The sequence below is a fragment of the Vibrio sp. dhg genome (genome assembly GCF_003443775.1).
Lineage (GTDB): Bacteria > Pseudomonadota > Gammaproteobacteria > Enterobacterales > Vibrionaceae > Vibrio > Vibrio natriegens.
In genome coordinates this window covers 571,198-593,962 of sequence record NZ_CP028943.1, presented here as the reverse complement: position 1 = coordinate 593,962, position 22,765 = coordinate 571,198, and the positions used below count along the sequence as shown (strand labels likewise).

At 46.8% G+C, this 22,765-nt stretch carries 14 protein-coding genes, 4 tRNA genes and 3 rRNA genes; 5 read left to right on the top strand and 16 right to left on the bottom strand.

All coding sequences use genetic code 11. From position 1 onward, the window contains the following. Window positions 1-18: 18 nt before the first annotated feature. From pstB to DBX26_RS02740, 3 genes are read right to left on the bottom strand one after another with little or no spacing between them, the layout of a single operon-like run. Window positions 19-837: a phosphate ABC transporter ATP-binding protein PstB gene (gene pstB, locus DBX26_RS02750; RefSeq protein ID WP_020333633.1), complete on the bottom strand. Its 819-nt coding sequence runs from the start codon at window positions 835-837 to the stop codon at window positions 19-21. Window positions 838-839: 2 nt separating this feature from the next. Further along, window positions 840-2,513 carry a phosphate ABC transporter permease PstA gene (pstA, locus tag DBX26_RS02745; protein ID WP_118117779.1) on the bottom strand — a complete coding sequence of 558 codons (1,674 nt, stop codon included), beginning with the start codon at window positions 2,511-2,513 and terminating at the stop codon, window positions 840-842. Between the two features lie 30 nt (window positions 2,514-2,543). Beyond that, window positions 2,544-4,751 (bottom strand): ABC transporter permease subunit, encoded by a 2,208-nt coding sequence (locus tag DBX26_RS02740; protein ID WP_118117778.1) that lies wholly within the window; start codon window positions 4,749-4,751, stop codon window positions 2,544-2,546. 210 nt (window positions 4,752-4,961) lie between these two features. Between DBX26_RS02740 and ppk1 the strand changes: the two genes are divergently transcribed. Both ppk1 and ppx read left to right on the top strand, forming a co-directional pair. Then, window positions 4,962-7,052, top strand: coding sequence for a polyphosphate kinase 1 (gene ppk1 / locus DBX26_RS02735; protein ID WP_118117776.1), 2,091 nt, complete (start codon window positions 4,962-4,964; stop codon window positions 7,050-7,052). Next, window positions 7,036-8,541: an exopolyphosphatase gene (gene ppx / locus DBX26_RS02730; protein WP_118117774.1), complete on the top strand. Its 1,506-nt coding sequence runs from the start codon at window positions 7,036-7,038 to the stop codon at window positions 8,539-8,541. The genes ppk1 and ppx overlap by 17 nt, the downstream gene beginning before the upstream one ends. Window positions 8,542-8,572: 31 nt before the next feature. On the opposite strand, the gene DBX26_RS02725 is transcribed toward ppx, so the two are convergent. Genes DBX26_RS02725 through phoB form a run of 3 tightly spaced genes read right to left on the bottom strand, consistent with a single transcriptional unit; the run spans window position 8,573 to window position 11,566 of the window. Further along, window positions 8,573-9,538, bottom strand: a complete 966-nt coding sequence (locus DBX26_RS02725) for a PstS family phosphate ABC transporter substrate-binding protein (protein WP_065299153.1) — start codon at window positions 9,536-9,538, stop codon at window positions 8,573-8,575. Further along, window positions 9,538-10,836: a phosphate regulon sensor histidine kinase PhoR gene (phoR, locus tag DBX26_RS02720; protein ID WP_118117772.1), complete on the bottom strand. Its 1,299-nt coding sequence runs from the start codon at window positions 10,834-10,836 to the stop codon at window positions 9,538-9,540. Before phoR ends, DBX26_RS02725 begins: the two co-directional genes overlap by 1 nt. Before the next feature lie 40 nt (window positions 10,837-10,876). Then, on the bottom strand, window positions 10,877-11,566 hold the full coding sequence (gene phoB, locus DBX26_RS02715) for a phosphate regulon transcriptional regulator PhoB (RefSeq protein WP_014230905.1): 690 nt from the start codon (window positions 11,564-11,566) through the stop codon (window positions 10,877-10,879). A gap of 225 nt (window positions 11,567-11,791) precedes the next feature. On the opposite strand from phoB, the gene rdgC reads away from it, so the two are divergent. From rdgC to DBX26_RS02695, 3 genes are all read left to right on the top strand, one after another. Further along, window positions 11,792-12,706, top strand: a complete 915-nt coding sequence (rdgC, locus tag DBX26_RS02705; RefSeq protein WP_020333628.1) for a recombination-associated protein RdgC — start codon at window positions 11,792-11,794, stop codon at window positions 12,704-12,706. A gap of 165 nt (window positions 12,707-12,871) precedes the next feature. Beyond that, entirely contained in the window at window positions 12,872-14,272 is a 1,401-nt protein-coding gene (gene yegQ / locus DBX26_RS02700) for a tRNA 5-hydroxyuridine modification protein YegQ (protein ID WP_014230902.1), read from the top strand. A 2-nt stretch (window positions 14,273-14,274) separates the two neighbouring features. Beyond that, window positions 14,275-14,529, top strand: a complete 255-nt coding sequence (locus DBX26_RS02695) for a YfhL family 4Fe-4S dicluster ferredoxin (protein WP_014230901.1) — start codon at window positions 14,275-14,277, stop codon at window positions 14,527-14,529. A gap of 42 nt (window positions 14,530-14,571) precedes the next feature. Here the strand turns inward: DBX26_RS02695 and DBX26_RS02690 are convergent, their stop codons facing one another. The 10 genes from DBX26_RS02690 to DBX26_RS02645 form a co-directional block, all read right to left on the bottom strand. Then, window positions 14,572-14,880, bottom strand: coding sequence for a hypothetical protein (locus DBX26_RS02690; protein ID WP_014230900.1), 309 nt, complete (start codon window positions 14,878-14,880; stop codon window positions 14,572-14,574). Between the two features lie 318 nt (window positions 14,881-15,198). After that, a complete protein-coding gene (gene mepA, locus DBX26_RS02685; RefSeq protein ID WP_118117770.1) occupies window positions 15,199-16,035 on the bottom strand; it encodes a penicillin-insensitive murein endopeptidase in 837 nt (278 codons plus the stop codon). Window positions 16,036-16,047: 12 nt separating this feature from the next. After that, entirely contained in the window at window positions 16,048-16,380 is a 333-nt protein-coding gene (locus tag DBX26_RS02680; RefSeq protein WP_014230898.1) for a DUF1904 domain-containing protein, read from the bottom strand. Between the two features lie 509 nt (window positions 16,381-16,889). Further along, a tRNA-Trp gene (locus DBX26_RS02675) sits at window positions 16,890-16,966 on the bottom strand. 102 nt (window positions 16,967-17,068) lie between these two features. Next, window positions 17,069-17,145, bottom strand: a tRNA-Asp gene (locus tag DBX26_RS02670). 43 nt (window positions 17,146-17,188) lie between these two features. Then, window positions 17,189-17,305, bottom strand: a 5S ribosomal RNA gene (gene rrf, locus DBX26_RS02665). A gap of 111 nt (window positions 17,306-17,416) precedes the next feature. After that, a 23S ribosomal RNA gene (locus tag DBX26_RS02660) occupies window positions 17,417-20,306 on the bottom strand. Between the two features lie 303 nt (window positions 20,307-20,609). Further along, window positions 20,610-20,685 (bottom strand) — tRNA-Glu (locus tag DBX26_RS02655). Between the two features lie 12 nt (window positions 20,686-20,697). After that, window positions 20,698-20,773 (bottom strand) — tRNA-Ala (locus DBX26_RS02650). A gap of 97 nt (window positions 20,774-20,870) precedes the next feature. Beyond that, window positions 20,871-22,423: ribosomal RNA gene (locus tag DBX26_RS02645) — 16S ribosomal RNA — on the bottom strand. Together the 16S, 23S and 5S rRNA genes with 4 tRNA genes alongside form the textbook arrangement of a ribosomal RNA operon. Window positions 22,424-22,765: the final 342 nt, after the last annotated feature.

Here is a 22,765-nt window from a genome sequence, read left to right as displayed (position 1 = left end):
TTAATCTCGTCGCAGGCCTTAGCCGTAACGACCGGTAATATAATCTTCAGTCTGAGTCTTGACCGGTGACGTGAAGATTGAGTCGGCATCGGAATACTCTATTAGCTTACCCATGTGAATGAATGCTGTATGGTCGCTAACTCGCGCCGCTTGCTGCATGTTGTGGGTAACAATAACCACAGTATATTGAGTTTTTAGCTCATTGATAAGCTCCTCAATAGTCAAAGTGGAGATTGGATCAAGTGCTGATGTCGGTTCATCCAATAAAAGGACTTCTGGCTCAATCGCGATTGCACGAGCGATGACCAAACGTTGCTGCTGACCGCCTGACAAACCAAATGCGTTCTCATGCAAACGGTCTTTCACTTCATCCCACAAAGCCGCTGAACGCAAAGAACGTTCAACCGCGTCATCCAAAGAGCGGCTATTCTTCACTCCTTGTAAGCGAAGTCCATAGACCACATTTTCGTAGATCGATTTAGGAAATGGATTTGGTCGCTGGAAGACCATACCAACGCGGCGTCTGAGCGTTGCTACATCAACATTAGGATGATAGACATTCTTGCCATGCAGACGCACTTCTCCAGTGACCTTACAACCTTCAACTAAATCGTTCATGCGGTTAATACAACGCAACAGAGTCGATTTACCACAGCCTGATGGTCCGATAAACGCCGTTACTCTGCCTTTAGGAATGCGCATTGAGATATCATGTAACGCCTGCGTTTGTCCGTAGAAAAGATTAAGGTTCTCTATTGAGATGGCTGTCTGTTCATCCGTCAGGTTATGCACGTCTAACGGTGGCTCATAACCCAATGTATTATCAAAATTAAACATACTTAATCTTGTCCTAACGTTCTGTATTTTTCACGCAAGTCATTACGAATACTGATTGCTGTTAAGTTTAGTCCGACAATCACAGTAATGAGCAGGAAAGAGGTGGCGTACACCAGCGGACGCGCTGCTTCAATATTGGAGGTCTGGAAGCCGACATCATAAATATGGAAGCCCAAGTGCATGAACTTTCGGTCTAAGTGTACATACGGAAACTGTCCATCAACGGGTAAGCTCGACGCTAACTTCACGACCCCCACCAGCATCAATGGTGCTACCTCACCCGCTGCACGAGCGATTGCCAGTATGAGTCCGGTAATAATCGCCGGCGTCGCCATCGGTAAAATCACACGCCAAAGCGTTTCAAATTGGGTTGCCCCTAGCGCTAATGAACCATGACGAACAGAGCTTGGAATCCGAGTTAATCCTTCTTCTGTCGTCACAATCACGACTGGAAGCGTTAATACGGCTAAGGTTAACGCAGACCACAACAAGCCTGGCGTACCAAAGGTCGGTGCTGGTAACTTCTCACTATAGAACAGGTTATCGATCGAACCACCGATGGTGTAAACGAAAAATCCTAAACCAAAGACGCCATAAACAATCGACGGAACACCAGCCAGGTTAATAACCGCAATCCGAATGACTCGTGTCAACGCATTTTTCTTGGCGTATTCATGCAGGTAGATCGCCGCAATCACGCCCAACGGCATAACGATGATCGACATAATGAGCACTAAGAAAACCGTGCCAAAAATTGCAGGGAAAACACCGCCTTCCGAATTAGACTCGCGCGGATCGTCCGATAAAAACTTCCAAACCTGCTTGCCCCAGTGCGCAACTTTTCCTGGCAGCGACATTTGGTTTGGATACCAGTAGTCCAGAATATCTTCGAGTGGAATCGAGACCTGTTCACCAGTCATGTCTTCGACAATCAGAGCATAGCCAGATAGCTGTAAACGAAGACCATCAAGCTGCAAGTCCAGACTAGCCAGCTCTTGCTCTATTTGTTCCTTTTGCTTCTGGTTATCCGCTAAAAACGCATCGGTAATAGAGTTGTTCAGTTCATGCTTACGCTTGTTCAGGCGTAATTGTTCCAACTGCCAGCCGAGATCCTGAAGTTGATTGACCACCAGCGAATCAATCTCATGACGCAATGTTTCCGCGTCATCTATCTTTTCGTCAAGTATCGTCCGAATATCTTTGTCATATCGCTTGTCTCCATCCTGGAAGGCAAGCATTTTGCCAAAGAAATATCCCCCGCTGCTGCGTTCGATAACCGCTAACTCTTCAGGTGTGGTCGGTTCATCCAACTGCATTTGTAACACTGAAATGAAGTCCGCTGGATAAAGCTCTCGGTTGGCAATTTTAATACTCAGACGAGTGGCAAAATCCTCATCTTCATCGAGTTTCTGCGCGGCCTCTTCTGGTAGGTAACTTTTGGGAACAAAGCTTCGCTCGTAAACCTGACCAATGAGTTTACTGTTTTCCTGCAGCACTTCACCCTGCACAGGTGTCAGCGCCGCCACATTCCATTGATACAAGGGGGCAGGCCAGAAAAAGGTTAACCCTTTCCAGCCTATAAGCAGGAGCAAACCTAAAACGGAGAGCAAACTGATACTCACCGCTCCACCCGTTAGCCATATCCAAGGTGCGCCTGAACGAATCCAATTTAACACGCGATTACTCGCTCTTTGTTCAAACTACTATTACAACGCACGGTACTTATCTCTCAATCTTTGGCGGACAAACTCGGCAAGCGCATTCACCGCAAAAGTAAATAAAAACAATATTAATGCTGCAAGGAACAGCAGGCGGAAATGCGTACTGCCTACTTCTGATTCTGGCAACTCAACCGCAATCGTTGCCGACAAGCTGCGCATTCCCTCTAAGATGTTCCAATCCATTAGTGGTGTGTTGCCCGTCGCCATTAGCACGATCATGGTTTCACCTACAGCACGCCCTAACCCCATCATAATGGCAGAGAAAATACCAGGACTCGCTGTCAGCAGAACCACATAAATCAGGGTCTGCCATGGTGTTGCTCCCAAGGCTAAAGAGCCATCCGACAAGTGCTTTGGCACCGAGAAAATCGCATCCTCAGCAATAGTGAAAATCGTTGGTATAACCGCAAACCCCATCGCAAGCCCGACGACCAATGCATTACGCTGATCAAAACCAATACCATGCTCCGTCAAGAACAAGCGCATATCACCACCGAAGAAACTCTGCTCGATAGTTGGAGATAGCCATACTCCCAATACAATCAGCACTAACAATACTGGCATCAGTACTAAAGCATGCCAACCATTTGGCAGCCTGTTTCTTAGCGACTGCGGGAGTAAAGCCCAAAGCCCACCCATGATCATAGTACTCAGCGGCAATATAAAGAGCATCACCACAACCGTAATCAAATGGTCTTCGACAATTGGAGCAAACCAGAGTCCGGCAAGGAAACCGATGATCACGGTCGGAAGCGCTTCCATTAGTTCTATCGACGGCTTAACCACTCTTCGCATGCGCGGTGACATAAAGTAAGCGGTATAAATTGCCCCTAATACCGCCAGCGGCACTGAGAACAACATGGCAAACATCGCTGCTTTAATTGTACCAAACGCGATGGGTACTAAACTGAACTTCGCTTCAAAGTCATCACTTGCCGACGTCGATTGCCAGACAAATTCCGGTTCGGGATACCCTTCATACCACACCTCTTGCCATAGAGAAGAGAGCGACACTTCCGGATATGGGTTGTCTACAACGGCAATATCAAGCTCATCATCTTGCCAAGTAATTAAGTAACGTTCATTACTCGACATCGCGGCTAAAGCGGGCGCTTGCTGGTAGGCGCGCTTAAATAACACCAATTTTTCACTGGTGGTGTAATGACTTTGCACGGTGCCATTGGTGTAAAAGCTATAGAACCCTTTGCGGTGAGAGTCTGGTAACAAATACTTGAGTTCTGAAGCCAGCTTAAAACTACGAATGTAAGTCAGCGTTCGATTGTCTCCCTGAAGCGTATCGAACCACTGAGAAACCGTGCCATCATTGTGAGTGACGAGCAGAGAATAGGCGCCAGATAACAAATCGATATTTCGTACCGAATGCTTGCTATCGCCTTGTGTCAGGTCAATGACCTCACGTACTACAAACGTGAACTTTTCTTTCTTCAAAATGATCAGCTCTGAACCATCTCGCAGATACAGCGTCTCCCCTCCTGGGGTTAGCAAGATTTGATCGGGAGAGTTGAAGCCGGCAGAAAAGGTAAAATCAATCGTAGTTGGCTCGTCACCCAACAAAGAAGATGAGAACTGCCAACGCGCGTGAACCTGGCCACTTTGTGTTTGCCAGACAATCGTTGGTGCTTGTTCGGAAGCACTGAAAGCAAACTGAACCACTGGATCGGAGGCGTCGGTTAAAGCCAGATTCATACTGGTGTGGAACGCGACGATCTCTGGTGGACGCGCATTCTCTTTTAAAGTCGCATTAAACTCAGGTTTGAATATATGTGCTTGCCCTTCTTCATCGACCAGACCGTACCAACCTCGGCCCGGCGCTGATTGAGAAAAAGAATTAGGATGAGTGACGAGTTTCTTCGAATACACTGGATACGATGCAGTCTCATCCATAGAGAGGAATTGAGCCACACCATCATCGGAAAGAACAAAAGCCAGTTGGGCATAATCATCAACAGAAATCGCTAACGGCTTACCTACCTGAACGCTTCTGGACGCTTGATTTGTCTCTATTTTCGCATCCGAAAACAGAGGAATAATAACCATAGCGAGATAAACAAAAATCAAAATCAGCGCAGCCAGTACGCCCACTCCACCTGTCGTCACTGCAAGCCTGACCAAACGATCTTTAATCAGTCGCTTCTTATCTTTTTCCTGCAATGAAAACTCGGCTTGTGCCATTTATCTCTCTACCTTTTTTTACTCAGTACCAGAATATGTCTTTTAGATGACAATTATATTACAGATCACATTAACCAACTGAAAAGAAAACAACTCTGGAACCCAACAAGCATGTTGAAATAAAACTGTAACAAAAATCTCATAATGTTCTCATTCAACTATATTTTCCTTGATGAATATGCAAATTTCACCTTTTGGCTAGGTAAGATAATGAGCACTGAAAAACTATATGTAGAAAAAGAGCTTAGTTGGTTGTCTTTTAATGAACGAGTATTGCAAGAAGCCGCAGACAAAACGGTTCCATTGATCGAGCGAATTCGATTTCTGGGGATCTTTTCCAACAACCTTGATGAATTCTATAAAGTCCGTTTTGCGGACGTAAAACGCAGGATCTTAATCAATCAGGAGCGTGGAGGAAATGACAGTTCCAAACGACTGCTGTCAAGGATGCAAGCGAAAGCCTTCAAGCTTAACGAAAAATTCGACGAACTTTACAGTGACTTAATACGAGAAATGGCTCGACGTCGCATTTTCTTGGTGAACGAACAGCAACTTGATGAAGTGCAACAAAAGTGGATAACCAAATACTTCCGTAACGAAGTTATGCCACATATTACGCCGCTTCTGATGAAAGACGAAATCGACGTCCTGCAATTCCTCAAGGACGAATACGCTTATATCGCCGTAGAGTTGCGCAAAGAACAACATTCACAGTACGCACTGATCGAAATTCCAACCGATCACTTGCCTCGCTTCGTGATGGTTCCTGAGCAAAAAGGCAAACGCCGTAAGACCATCATTTTACTCGATAACATTATTCGCTACTGCTTAGACGAACTGTTTAAGGGCTTCTTCGACTATGACGAGTTGAGTGGCTATGCCATGAAGATGACACGGGATGCGGAGTATGACTTACGTAATGAGATCGAATACAGCTTGCTGGAACAGATGTCAGAAGGTGTGAATCAGCGCCTTACTGCAATGCCAGTGCGTTTTGTCTATGAGCGGGAAATGCCCCAGAATATGCTCGACTTTTTGTGCAGTAAGATGAGAATTTCGAGCTACGATAACCTTATTCCTGGCAGCCGTTACCAGAACTTCAAAGACTTTATATCCTTCCCTAACGTTGGACGTGACTACTTAGAAAACAAACCCATGCCGCCAATGAAGTGTGCTGATTTCGAAGGTTATCCCAACAGTTTCGAGGCGATTAAAGCCAAAGATATTCTGCTTTACTACCCGTATCATACTTTCGACCACATCACGGAACTGGTTCGCCAAGCATCGTTCGATCCGAAAGTCATTGGCATCAAAATCAATGTGTATCGTGTCGCTAAAGATTCACGATTAATGAACTCATTGATCGACGCCGTACATAACGGAAAGAACGTTACCGTGGTTGTTGAGCTGCAAGCAAGGTTTGATGAAGAGGCCAACATTGAATGGTCTAAAGTGCTCACAGAAGCCGGCGTGCACGTTATCTTTGGCGCTCCGGGCCTGAAGATACACTCTAAGTTATTGCTCATCAGCCGTCGTGAAGATGACGACATCGTTCGCTATGCACACATCGGTACGGGTAACTTCCACGAAAAAACGGCGCGAATTTATACCGACTTCGCGCTACTTACCGCTGACCAAGAACTCACCACAGAAGTTCGTAATGTATTTGGTTATATAGAGAACCCGTATCGTCCGGTAAAATTCAATCATCTGATGGTGTCTCCACGAAACTCGCGTTCACAAATTTATCGTCTCATCGATGGTGAAATCGCCAATGCAAAAGCAGGGAAAAAATCCAGCCTGACGATCAAAATTAACAACCTAGTCGACAAGGGCATCGTCACCCGACTTTATGCGGCAAGTAATGCTGGCGTAAAAATAAATATGATCATTCGTGGCATGTGTTCTCTGGTACCGGGGCTCGAAGGAGTGAGTGATAATATCCGCATCATCAGTATCGTGGACCGCTTTTTGGAACACCCAAGGGTGATCATCGCCCACAACGATGGTGATCCTCAGGTTTACATCTCGTCGGCAGACTGGATGACTCGTAACATCGATCACCGCATCGAGGTCACGACCCCAATCCGCGATCCTCGCTTGAAACAAAGAATTATTGATATAATTAACATTCACTTTACTGATACCGTAAAGGCACGCTTGATAGATAAAGAGATGAGCAATAGCTACGTACCTCGCGGTAACCGCAAAAAAGTTCGCTCACAAGTTGCCATCTATGACTATCTTAAAAATATAGAAAAGCAAACCAGAAGACAAAGGCCAGATGTCTCAGATACTTGAACAAGATGAACGTTATATTGCCGCGATTGATCTCGGCTCGAATAGTTTCCACATGGTGGTGGCAAAAGTTGTCGGTACTGACCTGCAATTAGTCAGCCGCCACAAACAACGAGTTCGTATGGCTTCGGGCCTGGACAGTGAGCTGAACTTAAGCCATGCATCGATGGAGCGCGCTCTTGAGTGCCTGGCTATGTTTGCCGAACGTCTGCAAGGCTTTGACGAGTCTAACGTGCGTATTGCCGCGACGCATACGCTTAGAAGAGCCAAAAACGCACACTTGTTTATCAACCGCGCCAAAGAGGTGATGCCATTCCCGATTGAAATCATCCCGGGAGAGGAAGAAGCACGCCTGATTTATTTAGGCGTGGCACATACTCAGGTCGAGTCAAATTCTAAACTCGTTGTTGATATCGGTGGCGGCAGTACCGAGATGATCATCGGTCAGGGCTTTGAACCTGAGCTGCTCAACAGTAAACAAATGGGCTGTGTCAGCTTTACTGAACAGTTCTTCAAAAACGGTAAGTTATCGGGGAAAAACTTTAGCAAAGCCATGCTGGCTGCTGAACAAAAGCTCGAATCTATCGCGAGTAAGTATCGCAAAAAAGGCTGGGACATTGCGCTTGGTTCATCGGGGACGATAAAAGCCATTCAAGAAGTATTGATTGGTATGGGCTATGAAGACGGCCTAATTACGTTAAAACGCCTCAACAAGCTTATTGAGGCTTTATGCGCCTTTTCCTCGATTGACGACATTGAACTCACCGGATTAACTGACGAGCGTAAGCCCGTTTTTGCAGCTGGTGTCGCGATTCTTACCGCCATTTTTCAGGCATTAAAAATCGAACAGATGTTCTTTTCCGATGGGGCACTAAGAGAAGGATTGTTGTATGAGATGGAAGAACGCTTTGCCCGTTCAGACATTCGCATGCGCACCACTGAAAACTTAGCTCAGAAACATCGAGTCGACCTTGAACATGCGGCACGTGTTAAAGGCCATGCCAGAGACATGTTAGAGCACGTTCATTCCGAGCTGGGTATTAAGAAGAAAAGTGATCTGTTTGACTTGTTAGAGTGGGCAGCATTGCTACACGAAGTCGGCCTGAGTATTAACCTACGCAGTTTTCATCGCCACTCCTTTTATATTCTCTTGCACTCGACGCTGCAGGGCTTTAACCGAGAGCAGCAGTTGGTGTTAGCAACGCTGGCTCGCTTTCAGCGCAAAGCTTTAAAGCTCAATGAATTGCCTGAGTTTAACCTTTACAAACAGAGTGATGTGCTTAGCTTGATTAAAATCCTGCGGATTTCTATCGTGCTAAATGGCCAACGCAACGACGAGCCACTGCCCGACATCACTCTGTCGATCAAAGATGATGTCTGGACGTTAACCTGTACGGATGAAGAGTGGCTGGAAAACAACAAGTTGCTTCATGCAGACTTACAGGAAGAGCAGCAGCGTTGGGAAAATGCGAAGTGGGTACTCACCTTTTAAAACAAAAAAAGTTCATCACTAAAAAGTCGGCTTATAAGCCGACTTTTTTTAACTCTTCTTTTGCAAAATCAGCCGTGATTGGCACGTAACCATCTTTCTCAACTAACGCCTGCCCTTGAGCAGAGAAGATAAACCGGATGAATTCTGCTTCGATAGGTGAGAGCGGAAAATCCGGATGCTTGTTTACGTAGACATAGAGAAAGCGCGAAAGTGGGTACTTACCCGTCACGATGTTATCCCGAGTTGGACTGATGTAGTCTGTACCCGTTTTAGCGATAGGTATCAGACGTACTCCCGATACTCGGTATCCAACACCAGAATAACCGACGCCACTTATTGTGGATGCCACAGACTGCACTACAGAAGCAGAGCCTGGCTGCTCATTAACACGGGTTTTAAAGTCACCACCACACAAGGCGTTACTTTTAAAGTAGCCATAAGTACCCGACACCGAGTTACGACCAAATAGTTGCACATTACGCTTGGCCCATTCCGCCTGTACTCCGAGTTGTTGCCAGTTAGTGATGAATTGGCTTTCACCACAACGCAACGTTGCTGAAAACATCGCATCCAGCTGCTTAAAGTTCAGCCCCGATATTGGGTTATCCTGATGGACAAAGATACCAATAGCGTCAATCGCAACACGCAAAGCCGTCGGCTTGTAACCGTGCCCACTTTCAAACGCTTCAATTTCTCTTAAGCGCATAGGACGACTCATCGGCCCAAACTGGGCAGTTTGTTCTGCTAACGCGGGTGGCGCAGTTGACGATCCTGAAGCTTGAACCTGGGCATTAATGTTTGGATAAATAGACTTGAACTCTTCGACCCAAAGCGTCGTCATGCCCGCTAATGTATCGGATCCAACAGACAGCAAATTGCCGACAATACCCGTTGTTTTCTGGTAACTAGGCAACGGCTTATCTTTTGCTAAAGACGCACCTGAACTCATCAATGCAATTAACGCCACAAGTACTAATTTACTCACTCGGTATACCATTACTTCGCCACCAAACGGCCAGGAAGTACAAACGAGAACTTACTCCCTACGCCGATCTCACTCTGGATTTCTAAATGAGAGTCATGATGGCTGAGAGCATGCTTCACAATCGCCAAGCCCAGACCACTGCCACCCGTATCACGCGATCGGGCCTTGTCTACGCGATAAAAACGTTCCGTCAGTCGGTGTAAGTGTTGAGGCTCGATACCATCACCACTGTCTTCCACTTCCAGACACGCTCCTTGAGCATTCTGATACCAACGCACATTAATATTGGCGCCTGGAGGGGTATATTTCACGGCGTTATACACTAAGTTAGAAATTGCACTGCGAAGCTGGTCGTCATCCCCGAACACGCGCAGGCTTTCGTCTACATCGAACTTCAGTTTATGATGATCGTCGCCACTTAAGCTTGCCGCTTCTTTTTCCAGTACTTCGAGCATTGCAGGAACATTGACGATATCTTCGAGTTCATGCATCGGTGCTGCTTCGATTTTCGATAACGTTAGTAATTGATTAACCAATGCGTTCATGCGGTTAAGCTGTTCGGTCATAACACCGTGAGCTTTGGTCCACATTGGACCTACGATCATATCTGGATCTTCCGTCATCTCCAGATAACCTTGCAGAACCGTCATTGGCGTGCGCAGTTCATGAGAAACATTGGCAAAAAAGTTGCGGCGCATGCCTTCCAGTTGTTTTAACTGACTGACATCACGCACGACCATCAGGTGCTCGCCTTCAGTGTAAGGTACGATACGCAGCTCTAGCATACGCTCCACATTGATAGGTGAACGCATTTCTAGAGGATCAGAGAAATCTTGTTTATTGAGGTACTTAATGAAGTCGGGCGTGCGAATCAGGTTTGAAATCGGTTGACCGGAGTCTTCTGGCCAGTGAAAACCCAAAAGGTGCTGTGCAAGTTTGTTACACCAGACAATATTGCCTTCCGCACGGAATACCACCACAGCATCCGGCAGTGATTCTGCACCATTTCTAAAACGACGAATGAGGTTAGTTAGCTCTTTGCGCTTACGGCGTTGACGTTGTTGCAAACGGTATAAGCCATTAAAGAGCGACTCCCAATTGCCACTACCAGAAGGAGGCGTAAGACGCTTTTCGTCCCATAACCAAGAGGACAACCGAACTTGATTATGTAAATGCCACACAAGCTGCAACGCCGTCGCTGCTAATAGCAACCACGGCATATAACCGAATATCCAACCTACTATCACCCAGGGGGTGTAAAAAAAAGCCAGCTCCCAGGCCAGCTTTTTCCACGTTAATCTTTCAACCACTCATTACTCCAAAAATGGGACCGATCAGCTGACTACCAACTTATGCCTTAGTCGAGAAACGGTAACCCGCACCACGAACCGTTTGAATCAATTTATCATGGCCTGCGGCTTCTAAAGCTTTACGTAGACGACGGATGTGCACATCAACAGTACGATCTTCAACATACACGTTAGTGCCCCATACGTTGTTCAGTAGCTGTTCGCGACTGTAAACACGCTCTTGGTGTGTCATGAAGAAGTGCAACATTTTGAATTCAGTCGGACCCATATCAACAGCACCGTCATTAGCAGTCACACGGTGTGATACAGGATCAAGCTTCAAGCCTTGTACGTCAATTACGTCTTCTAGTGCAGTTGGAGTGACACGGCGGATGACAGCTTTCAAACGAGCGACCAGCTCTTTAGGCGAGAAAGGCTTGGTGATGTAATCATCTGCGCCCACTTCTAAACCACGAACCTTGTCTTCTTCTTCGCCACGCGCCGTCAGCATGACTACAGGAATATTGCGCGTCAGCTCTTCACGTTTCATGTGCTTGATAAAGTTAATACCGCTACCGCCTGGTAGCATCCAATCCAGTAAAACTAAATCAGGGAAGGGTTCAGCCAGTTTGGTTACTGCAGTGTCGTAATCTTCTGCTTCCACCGCTTGGTAACCTTTCTGTTCAAGTACGAAGCAGAGCATTTCACGAATCGGAGCTTCGTCTTCAACAACCAGAATCCTTCTAGACATAATTGAATAACCTTATGTTTGTTGAGCTAATGAATTTTAAGAGACAAAGCGCCCCTCGATGCATAAGCATTATCACTACCAATTATGACACTTTTGTGACCTTTGAAAACAAATTTTCATATAACTTTCTTTTGGGGTTCATCCTGATATTTTTCATTTCTATTAAGACATCAGCAAAAAAATTCCCTATGATTAGTCCCTTGTCATCAAGCCTAGAGAAGATTTATGTGGTTTAAAAACTGTCTGGTATACCGCGTTAACCGCGAGATTAACTTCAATGCAGATCAACTAGAAACTCAACTTGCTGAGTTTCAATTCACCCCTTGTGGCAGCCAGGATAAGCAGAAGTTTGGCTGGGTCAGCGCAATGGGTAGACATGGCGACATGATGACTCACGTATCAGAAAACCGCATTCTGATTTGCGCCAAGAAAGAAGAAAAGATGCTGCCAGCATCTGTGATCAAAGATTCTTTGAATGCGAAAGTAGAGGCGATGGAAGCGCAAGAAGGTCGCCCGCTAAAGAAAAAAGAGAAAGACAACCTCAAAGATGACATCGTGATGGATTTACTGCCTCGTGCATTTAGCCGCAGCAGCCACACTCATGTGTTAATCATGCCAAAGGAAGGTTTTATTCTTGTTGATGCTAGCAGCTACAAGAAAGCAGAAGATGTTCTTGCACTGCTACGTAAAACCATGGGCAGCTTGCCAGTTGTTCCTGCTATTCCAGAAGTAGCAATTGAAACAACATTGACTGAATGGGTGAAAACCGGTGATACGCCACAAGGCATCACTATGATGGACGAGGCAGAGCTGAAATCCGTATTAGAAGAAGGCGGCGTGATCCGTTGTAAGAAACAAGAGCTAACCACGGATGAGATCCGCAATCACATTGCAGCCGACAAAGTGGTCACTAAGCTTGCACTTAACTGGCAAGATCGAATCGAATTCATCATGGCAGAAGATTCAGGCATCAAACGTCTGAAATTCTCCGATGAGTTGAAAGACCAAAATGATGACATCCCACGTGAAGATCAAGCCGCTCGATTCGATGCCGACTTTTCACTGATGTGCGGTGAATTCAGTGCGTTCCTACCAAGTCTGTATGACGCACTAGGCGGACTACCAAACCCGAACGCCTAAAATAACCCTACTTTTCACTCGCTACGCCCCTACTTTTTATGGGGCGTTTGTTCACCAAAAGCACAATTCCCCTAGTCACAGTTCACATTTTGACGTAAAATTTGCGCCCCATTTCCATAAGGTGGAATTGGCCTGACTTGTGATCAGATATAAGAGAATTGAGCAATGACAACTGAGAAAGCATTCGTACCCGAGCTACTGTCTCCTGCGGGCAGCCTTAAAAACATGCGTTACGCGTTCGCCTATGGCGCTGATGCTGTATACGCTGGCCAACCTCGCTACAGCCTTCGTGTACGTAATAACGAGTTTAACCACGACAACCTAAAAATCGGTATTGATGAAGCGCATGCCCTAGGCAAAAAGCTTTACGTGGTATGTAACATTCAGCCGCACAACTCGAAGCTAAAAACTTTCATTCGCGATCTAAAACCAGTCGTAGAAATGGGCCCAGATGCACTCATCATGTCTGATCCTGGTCTAATTATGATGGTTCGTGAAGCTTTCCCAGAAATGCCAATTCACCTTTCAGTTCAGGCTAACGCAGTTAACTGGGCAACGGTTAAGTTTTGGGCAGCAAACGGCGTAGAGCGCGTAATTGTATCTCGTGAGCTTTCTCTGGAAGAAATCGAAGAAATTCGTGAGCACTGCCCTGAAACTGAACTCGAAGTATTCGTGCACGGCGCGCTATGTATGGCTTACTCTGGCCGTTGTCTACTTTCTGGTTACATCAACAAACGTGACCCGAACCAAGGCACTTGCACTAATGCATGTCGTTGGGAGTACAAAGTTGAAGAAGGCAAAGAAAACGACACTGGCGATATCGTTGAGAAATTTGATCCGTCTGAAGCGCAGCCTGTAGAAGTTCAAGACGAACGCCCTGAAACCACGATCGGTCGTGGTAAACCAACTGACGAAGTGGTTCTTCTTTCTGAAGCTCACCGCCCAGAAGAAAAAATGGCCGCTTACGAAGACGAGCACGGCACTTACATCATGAACTCTAAAGACCTTCGTGCCATCCAGCACGTTGAGCGTCTGACTAAGATGGGAGTTCATTCTCTTAAGATTGAAGGCCGTACTAAATCGTTCTACTACTGCGCTCGTACCGCTCAGGTTTACCGTAAAGCCATTGATGACGCTGTTGCAGGCAAACCATTCGATGAAAGCCTAATGGGCACGCTAGAAAGCCTGGCTCACCGCGGCTACACAGAAGGCTTCCTTCGCCGTCATACTCATGACACATACCAAAACTACGACTACGGCTACTCAGTGTCTGATGCTCAGCAGTTTGTTGGTGAGTTTACAGGTAAGCGTCGTGGCGACATGGCTGAAGTAGAAGTGAAGAACAAGTTCCTTGTTGGTGATAGCCTTGAGCTAATGACGCCAAAAGGTAACGTTGTTTTCACTCTGGAAGCAATGGAAAACCGTAAGTCACAATCAATCGAAGACGCAAAAGGTAACGGCCACTTTGTATTTATCCCAGTACCAGAAGATATGGACTTAGAATACGGCCTGTTAATGCGTAACCTAAACTCTGGTCAGGATACCCGTAACCCAACTGGTAAGTAATCATGGCATTACTCATTACAGATAAATGCATTAACTGTGACATGTGTGATCCAGAATGCCCAAACGGCGCGATCAGCATGGGAGACAGCATCTTCGAAATCGACCCGGATTTATGCACTGAGTGTAAGGGTCATTATGATAAGCCGACGTGTCAGTCCGTTTGTCCTATAACAAAATGCATTATCACCGATCCGAATCACGTTGAAACAGAAGAGCAATTGTTAGAGAAGTTCGTGATTATCCAAGGGTTGGCATAAATCAATAAGGTTCAACTTTGCTCTCAAAGTTGAACCTTAATTTTAGCCCGATTTTTCGATGGGATAGATATTGCAGAATAACTCTTTCTCAAAATGATACTCTAGCCTCTCACGCCAGTTTTCCGCTTGAGATACCGGAACTAAATAGAAATTCTCTCGGCTCGTATCGGTAACGAAAGCCATCCCGTATTGCATCAGTTCGTAATGCACATCATTAACAAACCCCGGATCAAGACGCTGACGTCCTGTCAGGTGATTCAAATCCTCTCGAGTCAAGAAGACTCCCTTGGTCTCACTGCTAAATCTGTGTCTTAACCACTCTGCAAACTCTTTTGCACAAATCATAGTCATGGTTTTATCCTTGATTAACTCTATTGGTGGGTAACACCACTAGGCCCACCTCAATACAATTGTCTGCGTTGCTATTTTTCGTTTTACCAGCGACAGACATATTGAACAGAAATCAGAGTATCGCGACAAAAGAACTTAAAAAAACAGAGGTACTAGTAAAAGCCATAACCCTTTGTTTATTCGAGATTCCTATAACATGCCACCCAAACTAATTAGGTTAATTTTTGTATTCGTATTATTCACTGTAGACAAAAGTATGATGTTTCTCCAGTTTCATAACGGAGATTCGCTCAAGGTCATAAGAAGCTAAACAGTCTTTTAATTAGTGCGAATAAGTGGCTGACATTGCGATGGAATCACTTTCTCACGTTTTGGCTTTACCACCACATTTTTAGCCGAAGGTTTTGCAGGCACTACCGCTTTAGGTTTCCAGCTCGCTAACTCATAGCCACAACCATCGCCAGCTGGCGGAGGAGCTTGGTCAACGCAGTTTCGACTGGAGTCCGGGCAAGATAATCTGACATGAAAGTGATAGTGGTGCCCCCACCAAGGGCGAACCTTGCGCAGCCAAGAGCGATCTTTACCCTCTTCCTGCGAACATAGTTGCTCTTTAATGACAGGGTGTACAAAGATACGTGCAACGCCTTTACTCTGAGCCGCATAACGAATAAGTTCAAAATGTCGTTCATCCCAGCGATGATCAAGTATCGAGTACCCTTGAAGGTCTACCACACTCATTGGCTTGGGAAGTTGTAATTCATTATAAGAAAGCGGCTGGTCGGCTAAACGAAGCCATATATCAATATCTAAGCCAGTTTGATGGCTAGAGTGGCCAGAAGAGAAACGCCCTCCTCGGGGTAGCGATAAATCACCGATCAACAAATTAGTGTTTAACTCTTTATTCGCTTTCAAGGCGAGGCTTTCAATAAATGAGATCGTGTTAGGATGACCATAATAGCGGTTCGTTCTACTGCGCAGGACTTGATACCCGGTTCCCTCTAGAGGTAAGGGATAGGCACCATCCAAACAGCCATTAGCATAGCTGCCTATAGCAGAAGAGGAATTATGAGTGGGAGTCGACACCCGCTCCCACGGAGTTGCATATAGTGATGCTGAGAAAATCAAACTCAAACAGGAAAAAACTCTCAGCTTCATGGAACTCACTCCTTAATAGTGCTCACCATTATCATAGTAAGCCTTAGGAGAGAGTGCTGTAAATATCACTGCGACATCAATATCTTCACCCACGATACCTCTGACTTGCTGAGTAATGGTTTTAGCAACTTTATCCTGAACATTCTGGCCACGGTCAAACCAAAGGACTTCTACAAAAGGGTATGCCGCGCTAACTTCTCCCTCACTAAAAAACGTCGTATAGATGTATTCAAAAGTAAAGTCCTCACGTGGACATTCCATCAGAGGTTGCAGTTCATCAGTGAGTGGTTTTGATAGAGCCTGAACCGTCTGAGGCTCTACAGCACGAAATCGAAAATGTGGCATAAACGTACTTTCCATTATTAGAATTAAGCCGTGATCATAACAAGAAGTCCGTTTTTTATCACCCGGCACACACTATGGTCTCATTCAAGCTCCAAGTAGAGCAAGGAATAGACTAAGTTTAGAACTATTTAGGTAAAGGGGAAATGAAACCACCGTGGTATCGATAGTATGGCGAAGAACAAAAGGAAGAAAGGTTGAGATTAAACCGCTCGGACACTGTCGGTAATACCTGGTTCAGCTAGTCGGGAAATAGTGCTCTGACAATAGCTATATTCGACATCCCAGTAAGTGACTCTACATCCCCAACCTACAAACGTAAAAAGCCCAGTCTGAGGCTCTTAATAATGGCAGGGGTGGAGAGATTCGATGGGACTTGCCTCCAAGCTCCCAACACGCGCTGATCTTTTGGTATTAGCGGAATCCGCTACTCTGCCAATTAGAGCGACTCTACAATCTCCAAACTACAGATGCAAAAAAGCCCCGTTCTTTCGAACGAGGCTTCTTAATAATGGCAGGGGTGGAGAGATTCGAACTCCCAACACGCGGATTTGGAATCCGCTGCTCTGCCAATTGGAGCTACACCCCTGTAGTTCGTGTTTAATGAGACGACTCTCAAATAAGTGGCGGAATGGCCGGGCTTGCGTTCAAGCGGGACTCATTCGACCGAAGGTCGAAACCTTCAAATAAGTGGCGGAGTGGACGGGACTCGAACCCGCGACCCCCGGCGTGACAGGCCGGTATTCTAACCAACTGAACTACCACTCCGCAGTGGTATCATCCGCTTTAAAGCGAACGTCCAAAATTTAAAGCCTGGCGATGTCCTACTCTCACATGGGGAAACCCCACACTACCATCGGCGCTATTTCGTTTCACTTCTGAGTTCGGAATGGAAGTCAGGTGGGTCCAAAACGCTATGGTCGCCAAGCAAATTCTTACTCTCTATTTCTAGAGAAAACTTGGAAAGCTGTTTCTTAATTCTCGTTTTTACACATTCAACGTTCTTACATTGAGTCCATCAAAACCCCTTGGGTGTTGTATGGTTAAGCCTCACGGGCAATTAGTACAGGTTAGCTCAACGCCTCACAACGCTTACACACCCTGCCTATCAACGTCGTAGTCTACGACAACCCTTTAGGATACTTAAAGTATCAGGGAGAACTCATCTCAAGGCTCGCTTCCCGCTTAGATGCTTTCAGCGGTTATCGATCCCGAACTTAGCTACCGGGCAATGCGTCTGGCGACACAACCCGAACACCAGAGGTTCGTCCACTCCGGTCCTCTCGTACTAGGAGCAGCCCCTTTCAATTCTCCAACGCCCACGGCAGATAGGGACCGAACTGTCTCACGACGTTCTAAACCCAGCTCGCGTACCACTTTAAATGGCGAACAGCCATACCCTTGGGACCGACTTCAGCCCCAGGATGTGATGAGCCGACATCGAGGTGCCAAACACCGCCGTCGATATGAACTCTTGGGCGGTATCAGCCTGTTATCCCCGGAGTACCTTTTATCCGTTGAGCGATGGCCCTTCCATTCAGAACCACCGGATCACTATGACCTGCTTTCGCACCTGCTCGAATTGTCATTCTCGCAGTCAAGCGGGCTTATGCCATTGCACTAACCTCACGATGTCCAACCGTGATTAGCCCACCTTCGTGCTCCTCCGTTACGCTTTGGGAGGAGACCGCCCCAGTCAAACTACCCACCAGGCACTGTCCGCAACCCCGATAAGGGGTCGACGTTAGAACATCAACACTACAAGGGTGGTATTTCAAGGACGGCTCCACGAATACTGGCGTACTCGTTTCAAAGCCTCCCACCTATCCTACACATGTAGGGTCAATGTTCAGTGCCAAGCTGTAGTAAAGGTTCACGGGGTCTTTCCGTCTAGCCGCGGGTACACTGCATCTTCACAGCGATTTCAATTTCACTGAGTCTCGGGTGGAGACAGCGTGGCCATCATTACGCCATTCGTGCAGGTCGGAACTTACCCGACAAGGAATTTCGCTACCTTAGGACCGTTATAGTTACGGCCGCCGTTTACCGGGGCTTCGATCAAGAGCTTCGACCGAAGTCTAACCCCATCAATTAACCTTCCGGCACCGGGCAGGCGTCACACCGTATACGTCATCTTACGATTTTGCACAGTGCTGTGTTTTTAATAAACAGTTGCAGCCACCTGGTATCTGCGACTCTCAATAGCTCCATCCGCGAGGGACTTCACCGTCGAGAGCGTACCTTCTCCCGAAGTTACGGTACCATTTTGCCTAGTTCCTTCACCCGAGTTCTCTCAAGCGCCTTGGTATTCTCTACCCGACCACCTGTGTCGGTTTGGGGTACGATTCCTTACAATCTGAAGCTTAGAGGCTTTTCCTGGAAGCATGGCATCAATGACTTCACATCCGTAGATGCTCGACGTCGTGTCTCAGCCTTAAAGAGAGCCGGATTTACCTAACTCTCAAGCCTACGCACTTGAACCTGGACAACCGTCGCCAGGCCCACCTAGCCTTCTCCGTCCCCCCATCGCAATTGTAAGAAGTACGGGAATATTAACCCGTTTCCCATCGACTACGCCTTTCGGCCTCGCCTTAGGGGTCGACTTACCCTGCCCCGATTAACGTTGGACAGGAACCCTTGGTCTTCCGGCGAGGAGGTTTTTCACCCCCTTTATCGTTACTCATGTCAGCATTCGCACTTCTGATACGTCCAGCATGCGTTACCACACACCTTCAACCGCTTACAGAACGCTCCCCTACCCAATACTCAAAGAGTATTGCCGCAGCTTCGGTTTACTACTTAGCCCCGTTACATCTTCCGCGCAGGCCGACTCGACCAGTGAGCTATTACGCTTTCTTTAAATGATGGCTGCTTCTAAGCCAACATCCTGGCTGTCTGAGCCTTCCCACATCGTTTCCCACTTAGTAGTAATTTGGGACCTTAGCTGGCGGTCTGGGTTGTTTCCCTCTCCACGACGGACGTTAGCACCCGCCGTGTGTCTCCCGGATAGTACTTACTGGTATTCGGAGTTTGCAAAGGGTTGGTAAGTCGGGATGACCCCCTAGCCTTAACAGTGCTCTACCCCCAGTAGTATTCGTCCGAGGCGCTACCTAAATAGCTTTCGGGGAGAACCAGCTATCTCCAGGTTTGATTGGCCTTTCACCCCTAGCCACAAGTCATCCGCTAATTTTTCAACATTAGTCGGTTCGGTCCTCCAGTTGATGTTACTCAACCTTCAACCTGCCCATGGCTAGATCACCTGGTTTCGGGTCTATATCCAGAGACTGAACGCCCAGTTAAGACTCGGTTTCCCTACGGCTCCCCTAGATGGTTAACCTTGCCACTGAATATAAGTCGCTGACCCATTATACAAAAGGTACGCAGTCACAGGACAAAGCCTGCTCCTACTGCTTGTACGTACACGGTTTCAGGTTCTATTTCACTCCCCTCACAGGGGTTCTTTTCGCCTTTCCCTCACGGTACTGGTTCACTATCGGTCAGTCAGTAGTATTTAGCCTTGGAGGATGGTCCCCCCATATTCAGACAGGATATCACGTGTCCCGCCCTACTCGATTTCACTGAACACACATCGTCAACTACGGGACTATCACCCTGTATCGTCGGCCTTTCCAGACCGTTCGTCTAACGTGTGTAAAGCTTAAGGGCTAGTCCAATTTCGCTCGCCGCTACTTTCGGAATCTCGGTTGATTTCTTTTCCTCGGGGTACTTAGATGTTTCAGTTCCCCCGGTTCGCCTCCTGTTGCTATGTATTCACAACAGGATACTTACTTATGTAAGTGGGTTTCCCCATTCGGAAATCCCAGACTCAAGTGGCTTTTACTGCCTAATCTGGGCTTATCGCAAGTTAATACGTCCTTCATCGCCTCTGACTGCCAAGGCATCCACCGTGTACGCTTAGTCACTTAACCATACAACCCGAAGGAGTTTCGAATTGATGTTAAACAACCAAAGTTGTCTCTCATTATTTGAATGAGCGAGAGACATTCGATTTTGCCGGACTCAAATATCTTTTTATTTTACTTTTTTATAAAAAGTGAAAACAAAAAGCCAAGAACACTTGAATGTGTTTTAGTTGTATTCAAATTCATGAATACTTTGAGAACTTTACAAATAATCTTAAAGATTATTTTGTCAGCTTTCCAAATTGTTAAAGAGCTAGATTTTCTGATGAAAACCATTTTTAAAAGCACTATCGCAAATGCGCTTAAAGATGGTATCCCGTAGGGGAGTCGAACCCCTGTTACCGCCGTGAAAGGGCGGTGTCCTAGGCCTCTAGACGAACGGGACACAGAAAGTCAGTGGTGGAGCTAATCGGGATCGAACCGATGACCTCTTCGCTGCCAGCGAAGCGCTCTCCCAGCTGAGCTATAGCCCCACATAAAATTGCTTTGCATTTTATGCAGAACCAATTTTTTGCTCTGAATTAAAACCATATCAATCTGTGTGGACACTCATCGTGAGTAATCATCGTATAAGGAGGTGATCCAGCGCCAGGTTCCCCTAGCGCTACCTTGTTACGACTTCACCCCAGTCATGAACCACAAAGTGGTAAGCGTCCCCCCGAAGGTTAAACTACCTACTTCTTTTGCAGCCCACTCCCATGGTGTGACGGGCGGTGTGTACAAGGCCCGGGAACGTATTCACCGTGGCATTCTGATCCACGATTACTAGCGATTCCGACTTCATGGAGTCGAGTTGCAGACTCCAATCCGGACTACGACGCACTTTTTGGGATTCGCTCACTTTCGCAAGTTGGCCGCCCTCTGTATGCGCCATTGTAGCACGTGTGTAGCCCTACTCGTAAGGGCCATGATGACTTGACGTCGTCCCCACCTTCCTCCGGTTTATCACCGGCAGTCTCCCTGGAGTTCCCGACATTACTCGCTGGCAAACAAGGATAAGGGTTGCGCTCGTTGCGGGACTTAACCCAACATTTCACAACACGAGCTGACGACAGCCATGCAGCACCTGTCTCAGAGTTCCCGAAGGCACCAATTCATCTCTGAAAAGTTCTCTGGATGTCAAGAGTAGGTAAGGTTCTTCGCGTTGCATCGAATTAAACCACATGCTCCACCGCTTGTGCGGGCCCCCGTCAATTCATTTGAGTTTTAATCTTGCGACCGTACTCCCCAGGCGGTCTACTTAACGCGTTAGCTCCGAAAGCCACGGCTCAAGGCCACAACCTCCAAGTAGACATCGTTTACGGCGTGGACTACCAGGGTATCTAATCCTGTTTGCTCCCCACGCTTTCGCATCTGAGTGTCAGTATCTGTCCAGGGGGCCGCCTTCGCCACCGGTATTCCTTCAGATCTCTACGCATTTCACCGCTACACCTGAAATTCTACCCCCCTCTACAGTACTCTAGTCTGCCAGTTTCAAATGCTATTCCGAGGTTGAGCCCCGGGCTTTCACATCTGACTTAACAAACCACCTGCATGCGCTTTACGCCCAGTAATTCCGATTAACGCTCGCACCCTCCGTATTACCGCGGCTGCTGGCACGGAGTTAGCCGGTGCTTCTTCTGTCGCTAACGTCAAATCTATACGCTATTAACGTATAAACCTTCCTCACGACTGAAAGTGCTTTACAACCCGAAGGCCTTCTTCACACACGCGGCATGGCTGCATCAGGCTTGCGCCCATTGTGCAATATTCCCCACTGCTGCCTCCCGTAGGAGTCTGGACCGTGTCTCAGTTCCAGTGTGGCTGATCATCCTCTCAGACCAGCTAGGGATCGTCGCCTTGGTGAGCCCTTACCTCACCAACTAGCTAATCCCACCTAGGCATATCCTGACGCGAGAGGCCCGAAGGTCCCCCTCTTTGGCCCGTAGGCATCATGCGGTATTAGCCATCGTTTCCAATGGTTATCCCCCACATCAGGGCAATTTCCTAGGCATTACTCACCCGTCCGCCGCTCGACGCCGTTAACGTCCCCCGAAGGTTCAGTTAACTCGTTTCCGCTCGACTTGCATGTGTTAGGCCTGCCGCCAGCGTTCAATCTGAGCCATGATCAAACTCTTCAATTTAAGATTTTGTTCGGCTCAATGAATACTGAACATTACATAAAGTAATGTTTGAATTGACTGTGCTGAATCCGAAGATTCAATGGTCACTTCGTATCATTGAAACCTAATTTGATACCGAGGTATCTAATTGGATTATCATCAACGAGTGCCCACACAGATTGATAGGTTCTTATTTTTAAAGAGCGTTTCGACTGAGGCTTGCTCAAATCGGACGGCCATTTTAGCGAGATAACTTTTGGTGTCAAACACTTTTTTCAGTTATTTCTCTGTGAGTTATTTTTTAACTCAACCGTCTTGTTATCTCGCATTGCTTTGCTAGACAACGGAGGCGAATTATAGGGA